Source organism: Saccharibacillus qingshengii (genome assembly GCF_013185195.1).
Lineage (GTDB): Bacteria > Bacillota > Bacilli > Paenibacillales > Paenibacillaceae > Saccharibacillus > Saccharibacillus qingshengii.
This window is the reverse complement of sequence record NZ_JAAZWC010000016.1, coordinates 47,865-68,796: the sequence shown is the minus strand read 5'-3', so window position 1 is coordinate 68,796 and position 20,932 is coordinate 47,865. Positions and strand designations below refer to the sequence as shown.

The following is a 20,932-nucleotide window of genomic DNA, read 5'->3' as shown; positions in this document are numbered from 1 at the left end:
GCGGCAGGTAGGCAGACGTTCCGGCCGGAATTAACCGGAAACCCTCCGAGGGGCTTGCCGGACCTGTTTTCGAATTTCGTCCGCAGCGTCCGCTTAGTCCAAACGTACACAAAAGCCTTTCCGGCAGATTCTCGCCGGAAAGGCTTTTGTCTGTTCAAACCGCCTCATCCGGGCAGCCTAGCTGCTATTGAATCGTAAACTTGCGTGCCGCCTGGTCGGCCCGGGCGGAAGAAGCGGCGTACAGCACCCGGTCCGGCTGCTTGTAGAACTGCGGCCACAGTCCGTGACGGTAGGCAGCCGACGCGGGAAACGTCGGGTCCGAAGCCCGGATTGCGGCGGCATATACGTATACGTCCTGCCCTTTTCGGGCACCTGTCGCTTGGCGAAGGTCGATCCGGTAGCGCATCGTTTGTGCCTCGTACAGACTGAAACGGACAGGCGACATCTTCCATTTCCCGCCCGCACCGATCTTGTAATGAAGCTGGATCTCGGCGGGAGCATTCCGGTCGTAACGCTGGGTACGCGGATTGTCGGTTGCGGCGTAAGCGGTCAGATACAGCCGATTGCCGCTCTGCCAATCAGAGGACAGATAATCCAGATCGGAACCGGCATTCCACGTCTCGGACGAAGTATGCCGGTACAGCGTATACAGCGGCAGCGTCCGGCTGCTGGATGCACCGCTCCGGCTTTGGCTGACCTGCTGGATATGCAGATGCGGGTTATAGCGTTTCGCACGGTCGACCGTGCCGATTACGGTTGTCTCGGTCACGTAATCGCCAACGCGCAGACCCGTGCCTCCGGCACCGGCCGGATCGATATGCACATATTGAATGTAGACCCCGTCGGGTGTTCCGTCTCCGTCGATGTCGTGATCGACAATTACGCTGCCGAGCTGGGCCGACAGGTCGGACTTGATCTCCGTCACTTTGCCCGGCAGAATCGCATAGACGCGTTCCCCGGACGCCATCGCCAGGTCCGCTCCGTTATGTGGGTTGGTACCGCTCACCACATGACGCGGCTGATTGGTCTTGCTCTCGACCGGAGCATAGCTCTCCATCAACCCGTTGGCATCGCTGCGCGCAGGCGTCATGGCGGGTGCCGTCGAGACTTTGACCCCGTACTGCTGAAGAAACCTCGCTCCGTAATCCGCCGCCGAGACCGTGGATACCGCACCGCAGGCAAGCAGCGCGCAGACCGCCAGCAGCGCCCGGCGGCCGCGGAGGATCCGCTTCCTTTTCTCCATAGTCCGACCAGCATCGGCCGCCGTTTTCTCCAAACTTTCCCGGTTCATCGCTTCGCCTCCCCTTCCACTTCGAGGGTATACGTCGATTCCGCCTGGGTCGTTCGGTTGCGTACCTGAACAAGCAGGTGTCTGCTGTCCGCCCAGGAGATGCCGAGAATGGAGCTGCCGGCCGGCTCCGCAATCGTCCGGCTGTCCAGCGTCTTCGTATCGATCAGGATCAAGGTCGATACGCGGCTTGAACGATCGGGCGCATTGATCACGGCGAAGTAACGGCCTTCATACGAAGCCGAAGCGGCGCGAAGATGATTCAATCCGCCTCCGCGGAATGTTCTCACCCGCCCGGTCGAAAGGTCGCGCAGGTTCAGCGAACCGTCCGCCGTTTGCGACAGCAGGTGGGTTCCGGAGACGGCGGAGACGGAGCTGCCCGTGACCAGTTTGGCCGAAGAACCGCCTGTACGGTCGACCTGCACGACGCCTTCGTCGCCCAAATCGAGATAGAAGCGATTTTTCGTATCCCAGCCAAGCAGCGTGTAGCCGGCTCCGTAGACCTTTTTTTCCTCGCCGGTGCGCAGATCTTTGATCCAATTCTCTCCATCTTCACGCCCGGACACCGCCGCGCTGCGGGTCGTCCAATACAGCAGAACGTTCCCGTCGGGACTGATCGAAGCCCGTTTTCCCCACACGATCATCTTCGACGAACTGCCGGCTCCTTGGCGGTAGCTTCCCGTTTGCGCTTTGAGAAAAGGCGACAGCGTCTTCGTATCGGGATTAAGCTTATAGAGGGAAGAGGCATACTCCACCAGCACCTGTCCGTCCGGCAGCGGGTGCAGCTCGTAGCCCAGATCCGGGGAAGGCAGCGGAACCCGGCGGCCGGCCGATTGCGTATACCGGAAAGTCAGCGTCTCGTTCAGGCCGTCCGCATTCAGTTTGGCATTAAATGTTCCGGTCGATCCTTCCGCAGCCCGGACACCGGCGCGAACCGCGGCACGTCCCGACGCCGGATCGATCGAAGCTGCCGCTTTGCGCTTATCCGCATTTCCCGGCAGCTGAAGCTTGGTTTCCTGCAGCACCGCAAGGCGCCCCGGCTCTTGGGCCGCCTGCGGCCAGACATCCGATTCGGCCAGCGCACTCCCCGACACCGCTGCCAGTATCAACAAACCCGCCGAGGCCGCTTTCAGTCTTTTTCCCATGTTTCATCCTCCATCCTCGTTTGGGTTCACCCTCCGATGCGCCCTAGGGCGTGTCTTCAAAATTCACACACCGTCATTTTGGGTTAAAACGGAAGTATGGAAACCAATAATCGCTACGAACTTCGCGACGACCAATGGGAACGTCTTGTCCACTTGCTGCCACCGGAGCGAACCGGAAAGAAAGGAAGACCGGCTCACGACAATCGGAACATGGTAAATGCCATGCTTTGGATCAATCGTTCCGGCGCTCCATGGCGCGATCTGCCTGCCACTTATGGGTCCTGGAAATCCGTCCATACACGCTTTAGACGCTGGCGGCAACTCGGAATTTTCGAACGCATCCTGGAACAATTGGCGAACGAACCGGACGAAGAAAGCTGCATGATTGATGCCACTCATGTTCGGGTTCACCAACATGCAGCCGGCGCAAAAGGGGGCGCTTCAAGCAGGCGATCGGACGATCCCGAGGTGGACTGACCACGAAAATCCATGCCATCGTCGATGCGCTGGGCAATCCTCTTCGGTTTCGGCTTACGCCAGGAAATTTTGCCGATTGTACAGTCGGTTACGAGATGTTGGCCTCTATGGATCTGCATGGACGTTTGGTGATTGCCGATCGGGGTTATGATACCGATCGAATTTTACATCTGCTACACAACCGACAAGCGACAGCTGTGATTCCAAGCCGGCTTCATCGGCGCGTTCAACGCCCAACCGATTGGTGGATTTATAAAGAGCGCCATTTAATCGAATGCTTGTTTAATAAGCTGAAAAACTATCGGAGATTAGCGACGCGCTATGATAAGTTGGCCGCTTCGTTCTCTGCTTTTTTATCGTTGGCTGCGATTGTGCTGTGGTTAGCATGAATTTGAAGACACGCCCTAATGTACCCGAAAAAAACGCCCGGTGCAATAAAACGGACAATATGGAAATCGTTGTTGAAAAATAGGTCCAAAGGTATTATCCTAGTGGTAACAAAGACTTATTCCCGTACTGCTCAAATAACAAGAAGTCCCGATTAAAATCGCTTTTCGCTGCCATACATTATCTTCCAAGAGGAGGCCTGCTCGCATGTCGGAAGCTCACCCGACGCCCGAAGCCGCATCTGCATTCGGCACCCATGACCCTGCCGTCACCGACGGCGAACTCGCCATTCCGGCTCCGCTGCCCGCCGCGGCAGACGGAAGTATTGAAATCCGGGAAGGCCGTCTCCATGTGACCGATCCGGTCGGAGAAGGAGATCCTTCCGTGCTGGTCCCGGCTGCCCCGCTCCGGTTCTGGCTGAATGGAAGCGAGATGCTCTCTGCTTCGGCCGTTCGTTCCAGCGACCGGATCGAATGGGAAATGCCGGATGAACCCCTGTACCGAATCCAGGTCTCGCCCGACCGGATGCAGGCGGTTATTCGCGTATTCGCCGAAGTGCGTTATGCCTGGAGACTCGAAGACGAGGGTCCCCTTCGCGTACTGTCGCCCAAAGCGCAGCCTGACCGGAATACGCCGGTATGCCGGCTGGAGATTGCCGAAGTGATGGCCGAAGTCGGTTCGCTTGGTATCCGCAAGAATCTCGATGTCCCGGCTGTTGTGCAAGCGCTTCAACAAGCGGACGGACAGCCTTTCGTTTTTGCGACAGGTCAAGAACCGCTGCCGGGCCTGGATGCCCGGCTGGACCTTCTTTTCGACGAGAAAATCGAAAATGCTTTCGAGGAAGCCGGAGGAGCGCTCGATTATCGCAGCCATCTGCGTATCCCGTCTGTCCAAAGCGGCGATCTGCTTGCGCGGCTTTTCCCTTCCGAACCGGGCACCCCCGGTTACGATGTGTACGGGGAGAAGATCGATCCTCCGCCCTTGCGGGAAATCGATGTTCAAGCCCGGCAGCATGTCGAAGTACGGGAAGACGGCACGTTCGCCGCGATGAAGGCCGGCCGGCCTTGTATCACGGAAGGAGCGGTCCGCTATCTGGATATCTCCGACGCTTACGTGGTTCCCGGAGACGTCAACTTGAAGACCGGACATATCGTATTTTCGGGCGACGTCGCCATCCACGGCAATGTGACGGACAATATGATCGTCGAATCGCTCGGTAACGTTTACGTATCGGGCGGCGTCTATCATTCGACCATCACTGCGGCCGGCCGGATTATCGTGCAGGGCAGCACGATCGGCAGCCGGCTGTATTCCGGAAGTTTCGGTCTGTCTTTTAACCGGCTGTACCATCTGTCCCGGCAGTTGAGAGACGAGACGGGCATGCTGCTGTCGGCTTCGCTCGCCTTGTACGCCGAGGTCGGCAAACGCGGACAATCCGCCCGTTTCGGCCAGATTGCCCTTCTGCTGATGAAGACCAAATTCAAAGACATCCAGCCGCATATCCGGGAACTGCTTCAAGTGCTTGTTACGGTCCAGCGCAGTACCGGCGGAGCTTCCAATGCGTTTGCCGACGACCTGAATCTGATGCTCTCTCCCGCCCAGATGATCGAATCGCTGGACGAAGATACCCTGCTTCGCCTGCAGGCCGGTCTTGAACGGGAACATTCTTTTATGACCGATATGCAGCAGGGCGAATCGGGGGTTGAATTGTCGCGCTGCCAGACCAGTACCGTCAAGTCGAACGGAGACATTACGATTCACCGCGAAGGCGTAATGCAGAGCGATTTGTATGCGACGGGTTCGATTCTTTTCGGGCATCCGGCCTCGGTCTGCCGCGGCTCTGCGCTTGAAGCCGAAGAACGTATCCATGCCCGTATTGTCGGCAGCGCCGGCGGCGCCCCGTGCATGCTTCGGGCCGGCAAAAGTATCTGCGTTCACCGGATGTTCGAAGGGAAAATCTCTGTCGGCACCCTTCATCGCGAAATCTGGAGCCTGGTCCAGGATTATACGTTCGGCGTCCCGGAGCCGGACGCGGCCGCCGTTACGGGCTGATTGTCTGCCTGCTGCGGACAGCACCGGCCGACAATCAAGAGATCTCGATCCTGCCTCCCATCCACCAAAAAGCGCGGAAACGAAAAGACTCTTCGTTTCCGCGCTTTTTCAGTTCAACTTGTCCAGCAGGCGTTTCAGAGCTTCTCCGCGGTGGCTGATCCGCTGTTTCTCTTCGACGTTCAGCTCCGCCATCGTCCGCTCGTACTGCGGCACGAAGAACAGCGGATCGTAGCCGAATCCTCCGGCACCCGCCGTTTCCGAAGTGATCCAGCCTTCGACTTCGCCTTCGGCTTCCAGGCCGCGGCCTGTCGCCGGATCGTACAGCACCAGCGCGCAGACGAACCGGGCCGGACTCAGCAGCGGCTGCTCCGTATCGTCTCCCTGGCGAAGACGCATCAGCTCGTCCATCAGCTTCGCGTTGTTGGCCGCGTCGTTGCCGTGTTCACCGGCGTAGCGGGCCGAATAAATGCCGGGTTCCCCATTCAGCAGCTCGACGCACAAGCCGGAATCGTCGGCCAACACGGGCAGCTTCAGGAAGTCACCGATTTCTTTGGCTTTTTTGAAAGCATTCTCCGCAAAGGTACTGCCGTCTTCTTCGACTTCAGGAGCTTCCGGATACTCGTGCAGGCTGCGTACTTCTTTGCCAAGCGGCTCCAGTGCATGTCTGAATTCACGTACTTTGCCCATATTGCGGGTGGCGACGACGACAATTTCCCGTTTTTCATTCAAACCGTCTGCTGCTCCGTTCATGCCAACCCTCCGATTTCGTGATTGCCGATCTTCAGCGCGTTTGCGCCCAAGATTTCGGTCTGTATCGCGATCATCTGCCGGACGCCCGCCTCGCCGAGTTCCAGCATCCGGTTCAACTCGGTGCGGCTGAACGGACGCTCTTCGCCGGTTCCCTGCAGCTCGACAAATTCTCCGGAACCTGTCATCACTACGTTCATATCTACTTTTGCAGCAGAATCTTCTTCGTACCGCAGATCAAGCAGCGCTTCTTCTCCAACCACGCCGACGCTTACGGAAGCCAGGAAATCCGTAATCGGATAACGTTTGAGCTTCCCCTGGGCTTCCAGTTTGTTGACCGCAAGGCACATGGCTACAAAAGCTCCGGTGATCGAAGTCGTCCGGGTGCCGCCGTCCGCCTGAATCACATCGCAATCGACGATGATCGTCCGTTCGCCGAGCGCCTGCAGATCGACGACCGAACGCAGCGCACGGGCAATCAGACGCTGGATCTCCATCGTCCGGCCGCCCAGTTTGCCTTTGGCCGCTTCGCGGATATTGCGCGTATGCGTCGCCCGGGGCAGCATGGAATATTCGGCCGTTACCCAGCCCCGTCCCTGCCCTTTCATAAATGGCGGGACTTTCTCTTCAATCGTGGCGTTGCAGATCACTTTCGTATCCCCAACCTGAATCGTAACCGAGCCTTCGGCGTATTTGTTCGTGCCGATCTCCAAGGTGACCGGACGAATCTCGTCCGGCTTTCTGTCGTTCCTGCTCACTTCGTTGACCTCCCGTATCCGTCTGTTCGACGCTTCGTTGTTTTCATTTTAACAAACTCGGCCGCTCCGCGCACATGTCTTCGGCCTTGAAGCGGGATTTTGTTTCAGCGGCGGCGAATATGTACACATGTTAGATAGATGGCACAGATTCGTCGATCAAGTGCGAATCCGCGCCGGAATTCACTTTACTCTGAGAAATCCGAGGTGACTGTCATGCAAACTCCCGAAAAACCGACACCCAAAGAAGAAAAAATGGGGATGCCCGAAAGCCAGAAATACTCGCTCAACAGCCGAAAAGTAGCCGAAGCGACCCGCAGCTGGCTGACGAAGCGCGGCGTCACGATCGAAGAAATCGCGGAACTCGTTCTTTTTCTGCAAAAAAAATATTACCCCGAGCTGACGATGGAAGAATGCGTGCATAACGTGGAAAAAGTACTCGAAAAACGCGAAGTCCAAAATGCCGTTCTGACGGGCATCCAGTTGGATGTACTGGCCGAAGAAGGCAAGCTGCTGTCGCCGCTGCAGGAAATGATCCAAAACGACGAAGGGTTGTACGGCGTGGATGAAATTCTGGCGCTGTCGATCGTCAATGTCTACGGCAGCATCGGCCTCACCAACTTCGGTTATGTCGACAAGCTGAAACCCGGCGCGCTCGAGCGGCTGAACGACAAAAGTCTCGGCCCTGTCCATACGTTTCTCGACGATATCGTCGGCGCGATCGCTGCGGCCGCCAGCAGCCGGATCGCCCACAACAAGCAGAGCGAACGCGAAGTCGAGATCGAGCTGCCCAAAGAACCGGGAGACGATTGAACAATTCCCCAAACTCCAGATCGGATTCACGCAAAAAACGCGCCGAACGGGAGTGATCCTTCGTGGATCACTCCCGTTCGGCGCGCTTGGAAACGAGCGGCCCGGCGGTGTCAGCGGACGAACAGCTTGCTGCGACTGCGTTTGCGGTAAAACGGTTCGCCTTCCGCTTCGAAATAGGCATCGAGTCCGCTTCGGCCGTCCAAACGAAGAAAATCGACAGGCGGATCGGACGCCCGGGATGCGGACACCCGGGATGCGGAAGGCCGACTGCCGGCGGCCCGGACGACTTCGTTCCAGTCCCCGTCCGCTTGCACGGCAATCAGCGTATGCGGCGGCTCGCCGGTCTTGGGATTGAAGTGATGCGCATGGTACGCCAACTTCACATTGGGCAGTCCGAGAAAGATTTCGGTCAGTTCATTCAGCAGATCATTCGGTTCGGAGTCCGGGTTTCCCAGAATGATCGCGGTCTCCGGATCGAGGGTATAGCTTGAAGGAGGACCCAGCAGACTTCCGTCTAGAATCGATTCGATTTCGGCGGCAGAAAACGATTTGGCGAACTCTCCGCCAGGGTTCAGCCAGACATCGGAGCCTTGCACCCGTCTGAACAGATCCATCGCATTCATCGATACATACTGCATTTCGCAATCGAGAAACTGCTGCAGCATCTTCAGCGAACTGAATACGGGCAGATATAGGCTGCCTGCCACTTCCAGACTCGGCAGTCGAATGGCTGTATGCTCGGGAAGCCTTCCGTTCTCCGTTTTCGCTTCCCCGTCCATGTGCAGCGTATACAGCTCCGAATGCTGAAGCTCCTCATAGAACTCTCTTCTCCGCGACGGATCTTCCACAGCGGCGGACAAAGCTTTTTCCAGTTCGTTCTGAGGTTTGAATCTCATGGCTTCTCTCCTATTCCTGATCCGATCAGTGCCTTGCAACCGGATTGCCGTCTAAACCTCGAGTCACACAATTTCGGTAAAAAAAGGTTTTAAAACGTTTCTATGGATATTGTATACCTGTTTAGGGATAAAATCGAAAAAGAGGATTCCTTTTGGAGGAATCCTCTTGAATATTTATCCTTATCTTCTGTCTTCCTACTTACATCGACTTGATTTCCGCTTCTTCGTCTTCACGAATACGGACCTCTTCGAAATCGTCGTCTGTCGAATCGACATACCCTCTCAGCACATCGTCATAATAATCGTCGTAATCGTACCATTCTTCATAAAGGCCGGATTTTCTCTCAAACATAAGGATCCTCCTCCTGTTTCGGGAATCCGCGGAAGACTTCCGCTTCTTCGCCGTTTATGAAGTTTTTCTACCGTTAGCGTACAGGAGGATCCCTTTGTCGTCAAAAAGGAAAAATCGCTTTTTGAAACTTTAAATACGCATAAAGCCGCGGGGCTCCTTGACTAAGCGAGCCCCGCGGCTGTTTTGAACGTTTTGCGAAAAATTTCTTATCCGGACGAAATGGCGAAGCTTACATCGATTTCGTCAGCGTGATCATCCAGTTACTGCTGTTGACGTTGAAGTCCCAGCCCAGCAGGCCCGTGATGAAACGAAGCGGTACTACAGTTCTGCCGTTCTCGTCCGCGAAGACTTCGTGGCCGATCGCCTGTCTTTTGCCGTTGACTTCCATGAAGTCTTTGCCCAACCAGAATTTCAGCGTGTCTTTGCCGGCCATCACCGTCACTTCGTTCGCTTTTTTATTCCATTTGACTTGGGCGCCGATTCCTTCGCTCAGGAAGCGCAGCGGTACATAAGTGGTGTTATCCCAAACGCGCGGCATCGTATCCATCTTGGTCGTTTTGCCGTTCAGCGTCAGGTTCGGGCTTCCAATCTGCATTTTGACCGTCATCATTTTACCCGGCATTGGTGCAGGGGTTGCCGGAGTCGTAGGTGCCGGTGTCATAGCCGGTTCCTGGAATTTAGGGTTGTATTGGTCCACGATTGCGCCGCTCAGCAGTTTGCCGACATCGAACATCAGGGCATAGCCTTCGCGCTCCGTTTTGTACGAACCCGTGTAATCTTTGGCTGCGTATTGATCCAGAACTTTCTGCACTTGGTCTTCATGCGCAGTCAGTCCGGCCATAGCTCCGGCTTCCGGAATACGGTTCTCAGTTGCCGCGTTCAAGAAGGCTGCCATTTCTTTGGTGAATTTCGTGATTTGAGCTTTGGCTGCCGTAATGGCCGCTTGGTCTCCGCTCTTCACAGCCGCTACATACTGCGCCTGTACGTTAATGTGGTCGGTTGTCCACAGTTTCTCGAACTGGTCCGCTCCCGCATTGCCGTAGACCGAAGCGATCGCCGCTTTGAAGTCTTTGGTGTTGCCGGCTTCAGCCGTTACAAGCGCGCTGCTGCTGGCGCTCATGCCGTCATACTGCTCCTGCATTTGCAGGGTAGCCAGTGCGAAGTGTTCCGCGAACAGATAGTTCAGAGCGGATCTCAGATCGCCGGCAGGCGTATCGGATTTCGTGTTCTGGAATTTCTCCGGCATCTGCGTCACGATTGCCGTCGACAGCGCTTCGCTGATCGTGAACATCGTGTTCAGGCCTGTACGGTAAGACATGTATGCGCCGGAGAAGTCGCCCGCTACATATTTATCGAAAGCTTCCTGGACTTGATCTTCGTGGAGACGAATCACTTTTTCAGCTGTAGCCTGCGGCAGTTTGCCGCCCGTTGCTGTTCCAAGGAAAGCCGAGAATTCTTTGACAAATTTCTCGATGTTGGCTTCAGCCGATTGTACGCCCGCCATATTGCCGGCTTTTTGCGCTTTGACCAGATCGTCGGTCGCTTTGTTGTGGGCACTGAAGATGCGTCCGAATTCGGCTGCGCCTTCTTTGCCGTACAGCGATTCGATCGCCGGCAGCATGTCGCTTGCGTTCTGGTTCAGTGCGGCGAAAGAAGCGGCTGCATCAGGCGAACCTTCGTAGGCTTTGATCATCGAATCGACGGCCAGTTGATAATGTTCGGACAGGAGATGATCGAGAGCCGATCTCAGTTCAACCGCAGGCGTCGTAGTCGAAGCCTTCATGGTTGTCATCTGCGCGGCGGCGGCTGCAATGCTCGTTGTTGTCGTTGTGGCAGCTTGGGCCGGAGCCGCTCCCGCTACCGTAGGTACGATCAGAGCCAATCCAAGTACCGGCATAACCAATTTCTTAGCGTCAAATTTCTTCGAATTAAGATTTTTGTTATTGAACATTTTAAACATTGTCAATTCCTCCATTTGTTTATCTGAATTTTTGTTATTTCCTGATTTCCGTTGTTTCCTTATGTGTTTGTGCTGCTTACATGTCATGAAACGCAGGCTTCATGAATTTGGATCACACAAATTTTAAATTTTCTAAATTGTTTTTCTTGAAACGAGAATTGAAATTTTGTCCAATTTTTTTGTTAATTTATATTTCTCGTAATCTTTTTGAGGCAAATATAGTTGTCGGCTCCTTTTATATAAACCTCGTTCAAAAGAACTAACCAATCGAAATCCAATATTTTAAGTATTATTTTTAATGACTTTTGGCACGTGAAAAAAGCCCCTTTCTTTTGAAAGCCAGGCTTCACCCCAAAAAGCTTTCGCTCCCCTAGGGAGTCGAAAGCTTTTTGGGGTGAAGCTTCATTTCTTGGGACTTTCCAGGCTGCAGATCCTCGAACTGTTCAGATCAGGCCGAAACGAATTTCTTCCTGGCCGAAGCGTTTGGCTTGTCCGCGGTCTTCCAACTCGACCAGATGCGCAATTGTCTCCGACAGCGCAAAACGCAGCTGATGGATACCCAGCGAATCGCCGAACACTGCCATGCAGATTCCGTAAGCCGTCTGCGGTTCGCCGTGCAGCAGCTTCAGCATCCGCTCCAGCCGCTCTTCGTGATGATCCAGCAGCTGCCGGGTTCGGTCTTCGAACTTCCCGAACGGATCGCGATGGCCGGGGAAAGCTTGGCTCACCCGAAGCTCTCCCAACTTCCGAAGCCCGTCCAGATAAGAGCGAAGCGGATGTTCGTCTCCTCCGGGCGTGTACGAAATATTCGGGGAGATCCGCGGCAGCACCGCATCCCCGCACAGGATCAGCCCTGTCTTTTCTTCATAGAAAGACAAATGTCCGTCGGCATGACCGCCCGTCTCGATCGGCTGCCAGAGACGGCCGCCGAAACGGATCGGCAGTCGGGCTTCGATAACGGTAATTTCGGGCTGGGGTTCAACCTGCGCCCGAAACCCCGCCAAATGCTCCGGCAGCTGCGCCATACGGTCGTCAGGCATTCCGTGAAGACGGTATAGCGCGAGCGAATCCCCGACGAATCCCGAAGCTCCGGCTTCATCCGGTATACGGCCCCAATTCCGCCAAGCCGCTTCACTTGCCGCCTTCGACATCCACACCTGGGCGCCGCTTCGCTGCTGCAGCCATCCGGCTAGGCCGTAATGATCGGGATGATGATGCGTCAGCACGATCGAAGCGATCTCCTGCGGACGGATATTCAACTCGCCCAGCGCCGCGTCCCAGGCCGCCTCGTTCTCGGCCGAACGGGGACCGGGATCCACGATCGTCCATCCGTCTTCGCCCTGCAGCAGGTAGCTGTTGACCCAGCGCAGCGGAAAAGACATCGCCATGCGTACCCGGATCAGTTCGTCGTAGCTCGTTATTCGTGATTGGCTCATCCGTATCTGTGCTCCCCTTCCTACTCGCGGCCCGAAGACCGGTCGTTTTTCTCCATGGCCAAAATGGCATTCAGCATATGCAGTTTGCGAATCGGCTTGGGCACGATCGAGCGGAAGAAGTCGCGTTCTCCGTCTTCGATCTTCTCGCCCAGCCAGGCCAGCAGAAACAGATTCAGATCCGGAATCTGATGAAGTTCCCGGAAGACTTCGCCTCGTCTAAGCGTACTTCCATCGATGAATACGACGTCGAAGTCGCCCATGCCTACTCGCTCCACTAGATTACCATCCATCTCCGGCGAAGATTCCGCATGCGCGCCCCACCCTTGCAGCATATCTACAATCGTATTCCGGCTGGTCGTCTGACGATCGACCACAAGGAAACGCATTCCTTCAAGCACGTCGTCTTCGAACGGAATCGACGGCAAATCGGTATAACGTTCAAACGTCATCAGAATTTCGATGACCGTTCCTTTGCCGATCTCGCTGGACACCTCGATTCTCCCGCCCAACAGTTCGATCAGGTTCTTCGTGATAGTCATGCCCAGCCCGGCTCCTTCATAAACGTGATGCGCGGACTCGTGCACTTGCGTGTAGACATCGAAGATATGTTGCAACTGTTTCTCCGACATGCCAATCCCGGTATCCCGAATCGAAAAGCTGACCGCAACTTCGTTTTCTTCCAGAGAAGGGACTCGTTTGAGCTCGAATACGACTTCTCCCGTGTGTGTGAATTTGATCGCATTTTGCATCAAATTGAGGAAAATCTGTCTGACTTTCAGTACATCCCCGACAACGAACAGCGGAATTTCCGATTCGACGTCCAGAATGACTTCGACATTTTTGCTAAAAGCCTGCGGGGCAAGCATATAGATCAAATCTTCAACGGTATTGATCAGATCGAATGGATTATGGGCAACCGTCATTTTTCCTGCTTCAAGACGGCTCATATCGAGAATGCTGTTGACGAGTTCCAACAATGATTCGTTGCTGCTCTGGATGATTTCCATATAATTCTGCTGCTCTTCGGTCAGCTCGGTCTCCTGAAGCAGATCGCTTATGGCAATGATCCCGTTAAGCGGATTGCGGATCTCGTGACTGAGAACGGCGACGAAATTCGCTTTGTTTTTCGATTCCTGCTGCGCTTCTTCCCGCAATTTCCGCTCTTCCTTCAGCAGCAGCTGCATCCGGTGAAGCTCTGTCCGATTACGGCTGCACTCTTGTTCGAGCTCTTCTATTTTTTGATACAACGCTTCTTCTGATTTGGACATTTCTAAGCACCTCTTCAAGCAAGCATAATAGTGCTATTTACCCTCAGCTTGCCTGCTTATAACCTTTTCCCCACAAAAATCATCCGCGGCGACTCTTTTTCGTAATGTTTCTCGTCGTAACTTCCCCGAACTTCACCCAGCTCCAGTTCCGCCTGCGCAAGCAGATGCGCAAAAGCCTCCCGCGTATACAGTTTGACCCGTTCGTCGTATTCGCGGCGCTGCCCGTTTCCTGCTTGCTCCGGCAGGATCGTGATATGCTTTTTGACGAATCCGTCTTCGATCTTCCGCCGTTCCTCGATCTTGAGACCGTCGTCTTCACGCTCCGTGTACGGCTTCAGATGACGCTGCACATAAGGCGGATTCATAAAGTCGATGATGAAGCGTCCACCCGGACGCAGCACCCGCCGGATCTCCTTCAGGACGCGGATATGCTCGTCGTCCTGCTCGAAGTATCCGAACGACGTAAACAGATTGACGACCGCATCAAATTCTCCGTCGGCAAAAGGCAGTTCGCGCATATCACCCTGCACCCAGCGAATCCGGTCCGCCTCCGGCTCTTTTTTCGCTTCGTCCAACAGCACTTCCGACAGATCCATTCCGGTGACATCGTATCCCTTCTCGGCCAGAGACAGCGAATGCCGGCCCATCCCGCAGCACAAATCCAGCACTTTCGCTCCGGGATCGAGCCGCAGCCACGAGATCATCTCGTGTACTTCACGAGCGGCCCCCTGTTCATCCCGATAATTGTAGACCCGCAAATAATCTTCGCCGAAACTTTCTTCGTACCATGCGCTCATCGTGTTGTCCTCCCTGAATCGGATAGATTCGGCGCGAAGCAGCAGCGAATTTCGCTCTCCGCCGCGCCTCCCCTTTTTACTTACACGAAAAAGAAGAAGACGATTTCCGTCCGCCGGAAATTCGTCTCCTTCGTATAGGTAAGGCTTCCGCCCAATCTTCACAGATAAGCGATATTGATCTCCAGACGCCCGTCGTAGTCGTACTGGCGCCGCTCGCCTTCGGTCACGCAGCGGACAGGCGATTGGCCGGAAGCGACCCGCCAGGCTCCGAGAGCCAGTGCCGCAGCATCGAGCAGATCGTCCGGAGCGGCCTGTTTGCGCGGGAACCGCTGCAGAATACGCTCCAATTCCTCGGGAGCCATACCGGCTCGTACAAGGATATCGATCCGCTGCCGGCGGCCTTCCGCTTCTTTCTTCCCGCTCCGGGGAGCTTCGCCTGCGTTCAGGCGCAGAAAAGCCAATTCCGGATGGGATTCCTGCGGCAGTCCGGCTGCGGGACAGCCATTCTCCAGACGCTCATAGACAAAATCGTCTACTTCACGGATCTTCGGCAGGATATTGAGACTCTGACGGCTTAACCGCCGGCCTATCGCCGCTTCATTGGCCGCGGACGGATCTTCGGCCCGAAGCGCCTGACGCGCAGGAACCGGGAATACGCTCGACTTGCGCCACTTGGGCAGCAGCGTGCGGCAGTCCCGGTCGCAGTGGCGGTCTTCAAGGCGGTTGCGTACCCCGTCCGCCCCTTCGGCCAACCCGATCGGCATATCGATCCATACCCGGTCGCGCGCGGCATCCGGGCGGAGTCCGGCCCAGAGCGAAGCGATATCCAGATAAACGAACGATTGCAGCGCGAGAACGGCGGATTCGTCGGCGCTTCCTTCGATGACGACGGCTGCCCACCCGCCGGGGCACCCGTCAATCCCGATTCCCCTGCCTGTGCGCAGAGGTTCCCGGGCGGTCATAACGACCGCCGAAGGAACGCCCGCAGGATCGCCAGATCGCGCAGACGGATCGACCGCCCCGAATAACCGGCCGGGCGTTCGCTCTCCATTATGCGCAGCGCCTCTTCCGGCCGTACCCATGCCGGCACGAAGCCGTCTGCGCGTTCCTGCTCGGTGAATGCGGATACGCCGGGAGTCCCGACAACCCGCGCCGAATAGGCATAAGAGAACTGCTTCATCCGGTAATCCCCAAGATATTCGGCCGTCATGCCGATCTCCCCCGTGATCCGGATCTCGGCCCCCGCTTCTTCCCGCATCTCGCGCCGAAGCGCGGCAAATACGTCTTCGCCGTCTTCGATTCCTCCTCCGGGCAGTTTATGATAACCGCCCTGCGCGACATGCATCAGCGCCATGCGGCCGGATTCGTCCAGCAGTACGGCCCGGGCAGCCTGCCGCAGCGTAAACGTCCGATCGTCTTCCGCTTCGGTCTCCGGACGGCCTGCCGCAAGATCGGCGTCCCGGATTTCCGTCAGCAGCGGAAGTTTCACGTAATCGAACAAAGCGAATTCGGACGAAGGATCCGGACGGTTCTCGCCGACCTTGACGTAACCGGCCTGGGTGTAGAAACGCTGATTGCGCAGACTTCCGGCCGGCGTATCCAGCAACCAGCCGCATGCCTGCGGATAACGCCGCTCGATCAGCTCCAGCGCGCGCCGCCCGATTCCCTGTCCGTGCAGGGAAGGATCGACGAACAGGGAACCCAGACGCATCTTTCCTTCCGACCCGCCGAATATCCGGGCTCCGCCCGCGATCCGGCCGCCGAACCCAATCGCGAGGTAACTGCCGTCCGCGCAGCCTTCTTCATGCCATGCCGACTGTTCGATCCCCTCCGGCATCTTCCCGTAACGCCGACCGTCTTCGGCGAATGCGTCGACAGCCATGCCGCGCAGCGTATCCAGATCGCCGGGACGAACAGCGGACAAGGTAACGGCCAGCTTATTCTTTTCTTGTACGTTCATCGATTTCTCTCCTTGAAAATTCGGGTTCTATTCTTTTCTAGTCTTTTCTAGGTTCTTGTGGGAATTCCTCTTCTTCATGCTTGGCGTCAACTTCGGCTCTGTATCGGCTAAGCTCTTCATCCTCGCTTTTCAACCAATCGACCAGCAGTCCGAAGAACTGTTTGCCCAGTATCAAGAGTCCTGCCCCGCCCAGCAGCACGGCCAGCCAGAATCCCGGGAGACCGCCGCTCAGCTCTACAGCCGCCATATACCGGCCGAATGAACCGCCTGACCATGAAGTCACTTCAGACCGACTCATTGCCGCCGCAAGATGAATGCCGACGTACAGCAGAGTCCCGCTTAGCAGCAGGAAACCTCCGATCAGCAGGGTTGTCCATTTTTGCATATGTCCAAATCGCTCCTCTCTGCTTCTATATATAGAACAAACGGAGTTTATCGATAAAACGTTGGGTGCCACAGAAAAAAAGCACCCACCGGATAAATTCCGGTGGGTGCTCGGTCTTTCTTCTCTCTCGGCCTTTCTTCTCTAATGAAGCATGGGATTCTGCCCGATCGCCGCCGCAGCTTCCTTCTCCCTCTCCACCGGATACCGCACCGTATATTCGGCGCCCTCGATCCAGGCACGCTTGACGAAATCCCGTCCGCGCACCACCACCCGGTCCCGATAAATATCGACCTGCAGGCCTTCGCTGCCAGTCAGATGTTCGTCTGCGTCGGTCCAGAGATACGCGACCGACGAAGCATTGAACATGCTTGGCATACGGCCTTGTCCGTCGTACATCGTGCGCTTCGCTTCGAGCTGCCAATGCGTATGGCCGGTAAACAGGATCGCCTGCGGGCATGCCGCCAGCACCTTTTTCAATTCGGCGTCCTGATTGACCCCGTACCAACCCTGACTTTCCATAGAACCGGCTACGGTATCCCTGAGCGGTTGATGCAAGAAGACGAACACCGGACGATCCGGCGATGCTTCTTCGGCCAGACGCTCCGTCAACCAGGCGAGCTGCGCCGAAGACAGATCGCAGTCTTTGGGATGCGGCACTTCGCTGCCCAGAAAAATAAAATGATACCCTCCGATCCAATGATCGTGATACGGCGCCGCGGCTCCCGTTCCTTCGGCAAAACGGCGCATCCGGCGCTTCCATACCCCGCCTGCGGGTCCGTTTGCCGCTTCTTCTTCGTCCGAGAGCGCCAACCTGGCTTGCATGCCGCCCAGATCCAGGCCTGCGGCGGCTGCCGCTTCGGCCAAAGCTTCGATCGCATTGACCTGCGGCTCGGCGATTGTGTCCGCGCTTACCGCCGCCGCTTGGGGCTCGTCTTCCGCTTCGGCCGATGGTCCGACCGTACCGTCCGGGAAATTCCCGTCCAGCACATCCTCGATCTCGGCTCCGGAGAGCACGCTCAGGTCGATCGGCTTGTCGCCTTCCCCCCACAGTATCGCGCCGATATCATGGTTGCCGAGCGTGATATACATCGGCGGCAGTCTATCCGGACGGCCGTTCCAGATCCGGCCAAACTCCCGGTACTCCGGCGCAAGGCCGCGATCCGTTACATCGCCGGCATGCATAATGCCCAGACTGTCTTCGCAGTAAGACGCGATATCCGCCAGCGCCGCTTCAAAGTGGCGATTGTGAATATGGTCGGCAGCGTCCCGGACATGCGTATCCGTCATAACCTGAAACGAGGCAAGCGGCTGTTCAGCCGTAGTCGCCGCCGTTTCCGCTTTTCCAATCGCTTGGACTTCCATCTCTTCCGGCATTCCCGTCCCGATCTTCATGCCGTCCCCATTTTGTATATCGCCCCTGGCGCTCTCCGCTGTTCTTCCCGTTTCCTGCTTCATGGTTTATCCCTCCATATTCCGATGTCTGTTGGATTCGAACTTGTCACCGTCTTCTTCCGCATCCTCCGCCTTACGATTCGCTCCATTTCAAGCCGACGATACCGACAAGGATACAGCCCATCCAGACGAGCGAAGTCGCTTTGAGACGCTCACCGAAAAAGTAATGGCCCGCCACACCGATCAAGGTAATCCCGACGCCCGACCAGATCGCATACGCAACGCCGAGCGGAATATGTTTGACCGAGAAATTAAGCAGCGTGAAACTGATCCCGTAGCAGACGAACATAAATACCGACGGCCACAGCCGGGTGAATCCGTCCGACATTTTCATCAGCAGCGTTCCGCTCAGCTCCAGCGCGATCGCGCACGCCAGCAGCGTCCAGCCGAGCGAGACGTTCGGGCTCATCTCGGCACCGCGCTTTCGAGCAGACGCTCGAAGGAAGGCACGGTCCAATCGGCCAGCTTCAGCGCTGCGGCTTCGCCGATCCCGATCTTCAGCGCCGCCCCTGCCGCGCGGGCCATCTCCATATCGCCGTCCGTGTCGCCGATCACGATGACGCGTTCGGGCGGCACGCCGAGACGTTCGCAGGCCAGCAGACACAAGTCGGGAAAAGGCTTGCCGCGCTGCGCCTGATCCGTACCGATCACGACGCGGAAATAATCCGTAATTCCCAGCCATTCCAGATGGCGCAGCGCGCTGGCCGTCTCGTCGGCCGTCACGACGCCCATCGGAACGCCGCTCTCGCGGCAGCGCTCCAGAAATTCGCGTACGCCGGGCAGCAGCTTCGCGGGGCGGCCCGCTTCCATCGCGGCGTCGGCCAGCTCCACGCTGCGGCGCACAAGGATCTTCGCTTCCGCCCAGGACAATCCCGCCCGGTAACCGTGCCAAGCCAGTATGGCGTGCATCTCGTCCACCGTGCCCATCGCAAGCGGCCCTCGCCGGTCATAGTCGGTCGTCCGGCCTTCTTCGTCATGCTGCGTGCCCCAGATCTGCGAAAGCTGCTGCGCCTCCATCTTCAATCCCCGTTCAGCCAATAGGGTTCGGAATTCGTCCAGCGCCCGATCGCTCCAAAATCCCCACATGGCCGTAAAATCGAGCAGCGTCCCGTCCTTGTCGAACAAAATGGCGCCCGCGTTCCCAAAATCGATCTTGTGCATATGTGGAGCATCTGGCATATCCGGTTTCCCGTGCACGCCGTCCCCATTTTTCCTGTCGGTCATCCTCTTGTCCCCCTATTTCTCTCGCCGCCTGGATCTGCCTTTCGTCTTCTGTTTCCGTCCGTCTTTGATCGAATGCCGGTTCGGTCCGTTCAAAAGAAAACCGCAGGAACCGCGCAGAATGCGCGCTTCCTGCGGCCGATCGTTTGGACTTGGTTTGCTTTACGCTTCAACGGCTATTTCGCGACGCGATCCAATTCGCTCTGCGCTTTGGCCTGCGCTTCCTTCAGCGCCTGCTCGGCCGGCATATTGTTGATCTGCACTTCGTCGGCCGCGACTTTGAGCGCGTCGGTAATCTTGCCGCCCGTCGGATCCTGGAACGGCATCGAAGCATGCGCCGCCTGCTGCAGCGGAATACTGATCTGCGGGTTCTTCTCGCTGAACGCTTTGAATTTCGGATCTTCGAGCGCGGATTGACGTACCGCAATATAACCCGTGTTCATCGACCAATCGGCCGTATTTTCCGACTGCATGAAGTACGTGAACCATTTGAACGCCGCCTGCTGCTGCTCCGGAGTCGCTTTGGCCGGAATACCCGCCTGGATTGCACTTGCAACCGGCTTGCCGGCGCCCATGCCTTCCCAGCCCGGCTGCTCCATCGCGGCCACAATCTTGAAGTCGAGGTCGCCCTGGTCGCCGCTCGAACCCGTATAACCCGCTGCTTTATTTTTCATCACGTCGTCGATCGTCTTGTACCAGTATTCCCAGCCTTGTCCGCCGGAGTGAATACGCATGATTTTGTCTTCGTGAATCCATTTGCGGAACATTTCCCACGTCTCCACCCATTCCGGCGAATCGATCGTAACCGTTTTGCCGTCTTCGCTCAGGATGCTCCCGCCTTTGCCGTAGACGGCGTCAGCCATATTGTCGTAACCCCACATCGGCTCCCAGCCGTAGAACGTCGTTTTGCCGCCTTCTTTCTTCGTCATTTGGGCTGCGGCTTCGCCGAGCGCTTCCCAGGTTGTGAGAGCTGCCGGATCGATTCCGTTCTCTTTAAGCGTATCTTGGCGGTAGTACATGACCTGCGTCGTGCCGTACATCGGCAGGAAATACTGTTTGCCGTCCACTTTGCCCTGCTCAAGGAACGTCTGTACGAAATCTTCGCTCTTGAATTCCGGATCGGCCTCGATCAGCCCGTCCAGTTGGGCGTAATATCCTTTGCGCGCCCAATCCGCGTTCGCGCTGAGGACCGCCGCAGGAACGCTGTTCGACGCGATGGCCGCCTGCAGCTTCTGCTCCGTCTCCGTATAATCGGCTTGGGCAATCCCTTTGACGATGACTTCATCCTGCGAAGCGTTGAACGCTTCAATCTTCGCTTTCATGTTGTCGCCCAGATTACCGCCCAGTCCGTACCAGAATTCGATCTCGACCGGCTTGCCCGATTCCGCTGCGGCAGGCGTGCCGCTTGCGGCCGCGCTCGGCGTCTCCCCGGCCTGCGAGCCGCAGGCGGACAGCAGCGTGAAGCTTGCCGCGAGCAGCATCGACATGCCGCCTTTCCAGTTCCATTTGCTTGTGTTCGGACGTTGTTTCATTCTTTTTTC

At 56.6% G+C, this 20,932-nt stretch carries 20 protein-coding genes; 3 read left to right on the top strand and 17 right to left on the bottom strand.

Translation table 11 applies throughout. The annotated features are described in order from the left end of the window. Positions 1-184: 184 nt before the first annotated feature. Complete coding sequence (locus HRQ60_RS14635) at positions 185-1,291, bottom strand: M23 family metallopeptidase (protein WP_172196616.1); 1,107 nt, start codon at positions 1,289-1,291, stop codon at positions 185-187. Beyond that, positions 1,288-2,433, bottom strand: coding sequence for a WD40 repeat domain-containing protein (locus tag HRQ60_RS14630; protein ID WP_172196614.1), 1,146 nt, complete (start codon positions 2,431-2,433; stop codon positions 1,288-1,290). Before HRQ60_RS14630 ends, HRQ60_RS14635 begins: the two co-directional genes overlap by 4 nt. A gap of 96 nt (positions 2,434-2,529) precedes the next feature. Between HRQ60_RS14630 and HRQ60_RS14625 the strand changes: the two genes are divergently transcribed. Together HRQ60_RS14625 and HRQ60_RS14620 are read left to right on the top strand one after the other, a co-directional pair. Continuing rightward, a protein-coding gene (locus HRQ60_RS14625; RefSeq protein ID WP_246281339.1) for an IS5 family transposase occupies positions 2,530-3,299 on the top strand; the annotation gives its coding sequence in 2 pieces (ribosomal slippage) (positions 2,530-2,877 and positions 2,880-3,299; 768 coding nt in all). 205 nt (positions 3,300-3,504) lie between these two features. Continuing rightward, the gene (locus HRQ60_RS14620) at positions 3,505-5,349 is read left to right on the top strand and encodes a flagellar assembly protein A (RefSeq protein ID WP_172196613.1); all 1,845 of its coding nucleotides are present in this window, start codon (positions 3,505-3,507) and stop codon (positions 5,347-5,349) included. A gap of 108 nt (positions 5,350-5,457) precedes the next feature. On the opposite strand, the gene HRQ60_RS14615 is transcribed toward HRQ60_RS14620, so the two are convergent. Beyond that, positions 5,458-6,099 carry an XTP/dITP diphosphatase gene (locus HRQ60_RS14615; RefSeq protein WP_172196612.1) on the bottom strand — a complete coding sequence of 214 codons (642 nt, stop codon included), beginning with the start codon at positions 6,097-6,099 and terminating at the stop codon, positions 5,458-5,460. Continuing rightward, positions 6,096-6,854: a ribonuclease PH gene (gene rph, locus HRQ60_RS14610; RefSeq protein ID WP_172196611.1), complete on the bottom strand. Its 759-nt coding sequence runs from the start codon at positions 6,852-6,854 to the stop codon at positions 6,096-6,098. Before rph ends, HRQ60_RS14615 begins: the two co-directional genes overlap by 4 nt. Before the next feature lie 252 nt (positions 6,855-7,106). Here rph and HRQ60_RS14605 point away from each other — a divergent pair, with 252 nt between their 5' ends. After that, positions 7,107-7,664 carry a phosphatidylglycerophosphatase A family protein gene (locus tag HRQ60_RS14605; protein ID WP_172196718.1) on the top strand — a complete coding sequence of 186 codons (558 nt, stop codon included), beginning with the start codon at positions 7,107-7,109 and terminating at the stop codon, positions 7,662-7,664. A gap of 110 nt (positions 7,665-7,774) precedes the next feature. Here the strand turns inward: HRQ60_RS14605 and HRQ60_RS14600 are convergent, their stop codons facing one another. The 13 genes from HRQ60_RS14600 to HRQ60_RS14540 form a co-directional block, all read right to left on the bottom strand. Continuing rightward, entirely contained in the window at positions 7,775-8,560 is a 786-nt protein-coding gene (locus HRQ60_RS14600; RefSeq protein WP_172196610.1) for an enhanced serine sensitivity protein SseB C-terminal domain-containing protein, read from the bottom strand. Positions 8,561-8,759: 199 nt separating this feature from the next. Next, the gene (locus HRQ60_RS14595; protein WP_172196609.1) at positions 8,760-8,912 is read right to left on the bottom strand and encodes a hypothetical protein; all 153 of its coding nucleotides are present in this window, start codon (positions 8,910-8,912) and stop codon (positions 8,760-8,762) included. Between the two features lie 229 nt (positions 8,913-9,141). Next, entirely contained in the window at positions 9,142-10,872 is a 1,731-nt protein-coding gene (locus tag HRQ60_RS14590) for a copper amine oxidase N-terminal domain-containing protein (protein WP_172196608.1), read from the bottom strand. A gap of 443 nt (positions 10,873-11,315) precedes the next feature. Then, the gene (locus HRQ60_RS14585; protein WP_172196607.1) at positions 11,316-12,308 is read right to left on the bottom strand and encodes an MBL fold metallo-hydrolase; all 993 of its coding nucleotides are present in this window, start codon (positions 12,306-12,308) and stop codon (positions 11,316-11,318) included. Positions 12,309-12,328: 20 nt separating this feature from the next. Beyond that, the gene (locus HRQ60_RS14580; protein WP_172196606.1) at positions 12,329-13,576 is read right to left on the bottom strand and encodes a sensor histidine kinase; all 1,248 of its coding nucleotides are present in this window, start codon (positions 13,574-13,576) and stop codon (positions 12,329-12,331) included. A gap of 56 nt (positions 13,577-13,632) precedes the next feature. After that, positions 13,633-14,373, bottom strand: a complete 741-nt coding sequence (locus tag HRQ60_RS14575) for a class I SAM-dependent methyltransferase (protein WP_172196605.1) — start codon at positions 14,371-14,373, stop codon at positions 13,633-13,635. Between the two features lie 158 nt (positions 14,374-14,531). After that, on the bottom strand, positions 14,532-15,335 hold the full coding sequence (locus tag HRQ60_RS14570) for a DUF429 domain-containing protein (RefSeq protein WP_172196604.1): 804 nt from the start codon (positions 15,333-15,335) through the stop codon (positions 14,532-14,534). Next, a complete protein-coding gene (locus HRQ60_RS14565) occupies positions 15,332-16,333 on the bottom strand; it encodes a bifunctional GNAT family N-acetyltransferase/NUDIX hydrolase (RefSeq protein WP_172196603.1) in 1,002 nt (333 codons plus the stop codon). Before HRQ60_RS14565 ends, HRQ60_RS14570 begins: the two co-directional genes overlap by 4 nt. Before the next feature lie 37 nt (positions 16,334-16,370). Then, on the bottom strand, positions 16,371-16,718 hold the full coding sequence (locus HRQ60_RS14560; protein WP_172196602.1) for a hypothetical protein: 348 nt from the start codon (positions 16,716-16,718) through the stop codon (positions 16,371-16,373). A gap of 141 nt (positions 16,719-16,859) precedes the next feature. Continuing rightward, a complete protein-coding gene (locus HRQ60_RS14555; RefSeq protein ID WP_246281338.1) occupies positions 16,860-18,173 on the bottom strand; it encodes a metallophosphoesterase family protein in 1,314 nt (437 codons plus the stop codon). A gap of 70 nt (positions 18,174-18,243) precedes the next feature. After that, a complete protein-coding gene (locus HRQ60_RS14550) occupies positions 18,244-18,579 on the bottom strand; it encodes a DMT family transporter (protein ID WP_172196601.1) in 336 nt (111 codons plus the stop codon). After that, a complete protein-coding gene (locus tag HRQ60_RS14545) occupies positions 18,576-19,394 on the bottom strand; it encodes an HAD family hydrolase (protein ID WP_246281337.1) in 819 nt (272 codons plus the stop codon). Before HRQ60_RS14545 ends, HRQ60_RS14550 begins: the two co-directional genes overlap by 4 nt. Positions 19,395-19,567: 173 nt before the next feature. After that, a complete protein-coding gene (locus HRQ60_RS14540) occupies positions 19,568-20,923 on the bottom strand; it encodes an ABC transporter substrate-binding protein (RefSeq protein WP_216671596.1) in 1,356 nt (451 codons plus the stop codon). Positions 20,924-20,932: the final 9 nt, after the last annotated feature.

What these genes read in the sequence shown, in the direction of transcription:
- HRQ60_RS14635 (WP_172196616.1), bottom strand. Translation starts at nt 1,291, where the DNA reads ATGAACCGGGAAAGTTTGGAGAAAACGGCGGCCGATGCTGGTCGGACT.
- HRQ60_RS14630 (WP_172196614.1), bottom strand. Translation starts at nt 2,433, where the DNA reads ATGGGAAAAAGACTGAAAGCGGCCTCGGCGGGTTTGTTGATACTGGCA.
- HRQ60_RS14620 (WP_172196613.1), top strand. Translation starts at nt 3,505, where the DNA reads ATGTCGGAAGCTCACCCGACGCCCGAAGCCGCATCTGCATTCGGCACC.
- HRQ60_RS14615 (WP_172196612.1), bottom strand. Translation starts at nt 6,099, where the DNA reads ATGAACGGAGCAGCAGACGGTTTGAATGAAAAACGGGAAATTGTCGTC.
- HRQ60_RS14605 (WP_172196718.1), top strand. Translation starts at nt 7,107, where the DNA reads ATGGGGATGCCCGAAAGCCAGAAATACTCGCTCAACAGCCGAAAAGTA.
- HRQ60_RS14600 (WP_172196610.1), bottom strand. Translation starts at nt 8,560, where the DNA reads ATGAGATTCAAACCTCAGAACGAACTGGAAAAAGCTTTGTCCGCCGCT.
- HRQ60_RS14595 (WP_172196609.1), bottom strand. Translation starts at nt 8,912, where the DNA reads ATGTTTGAGAGAAAATCCGGCCTTTATGAAGAATGGTACGATTACGAC.
- HRQ60_RS14590 (WP_172196608.1), bottom strand. Translation starts at nt 10,872, where the DNA reads ATGTTTAAAATGTTCAATAACAAAAATCTTAATTCGAAGAAATTTGAC.
- HRQ60_RS14585 (WP_172196607.1), bottom strand. Translation starts at nt 12,308, where the DNA reads ATGAGCCAATCACGAATAACGAGCTACGACGAACTGATCCGGGTACGC.
- HRQ60_RS14580 (WP_172196606.1), bottom strand. Translation starts at nt 13,576, where the DNA reads ATGTCCAAATCAGAAGAAGCGTTGTATCAAAAAATAGAAGAGCTCGAA.
- HRQ60_RS14575 (WP_172196605.1), bottom strand. Translation starts at nt 14,373, where the DNA reads ATGAGCGCATGGTACGAAGAAAGTTTCGGCGAAGATTATTTGCGGGTC.
- HRQ60_RS14570 (WP_172196604.1), bottom strand. Translation starts at nt 15,335, where the DNA reads ATGACCGCCCGGGAACCTCTGCGCACAGGCAGGGGAATCGGGATTGAC.
- HRQ60_RS14565 (WP_172196603.1), bottom strand. Translation starts at nt 16,333, where the DNA reads ATGAACGTACAAGAAAAGAATAAGCTGGCCGTTACCTTGTCCGCTGTT.
- HRQ60_RS14560 (WP_172196602.1), bottom strand. Translation starts at nt 16,718, where the DNA reads ATGCAAAAATGGACAACCCTGCTGATCGGAGGTTTCCTGCTGCTAAGC.
- HRQ60_RS14555 (WP_246281338.1), bottom strand. Translation starts at nt 18,173, where the DNA reads ATGAAGCAGGAAACGGGAAGAACAGCGGAGAGCGCCAGGGGCGATATA.
- HRQ60_RS14550 (WP_172196601.1), bottom strand. Translation starts at nt 18,579, where the DNA reads ATGAGCCCGAACGTCTCGCTCGGCTGGACGCTGCTGGCGTGCGCGATC.
- HRQ60_RS14545 (WP_246281337.1), bottom strand. Translation starts at nt 19,394, where the DNA reads ATGACCGACAGGAAAAATGGGGACGGCGTGCACGGGAAACCGGATATG.
- HRQ60_RS14540 (WP_216671596.1), bottom strand. Translation starts at nt 20,923, where the DNA reads ATGAAACAACGTCCGAACACAAGCAAATGGAACTGGAAAGGCGGCATG.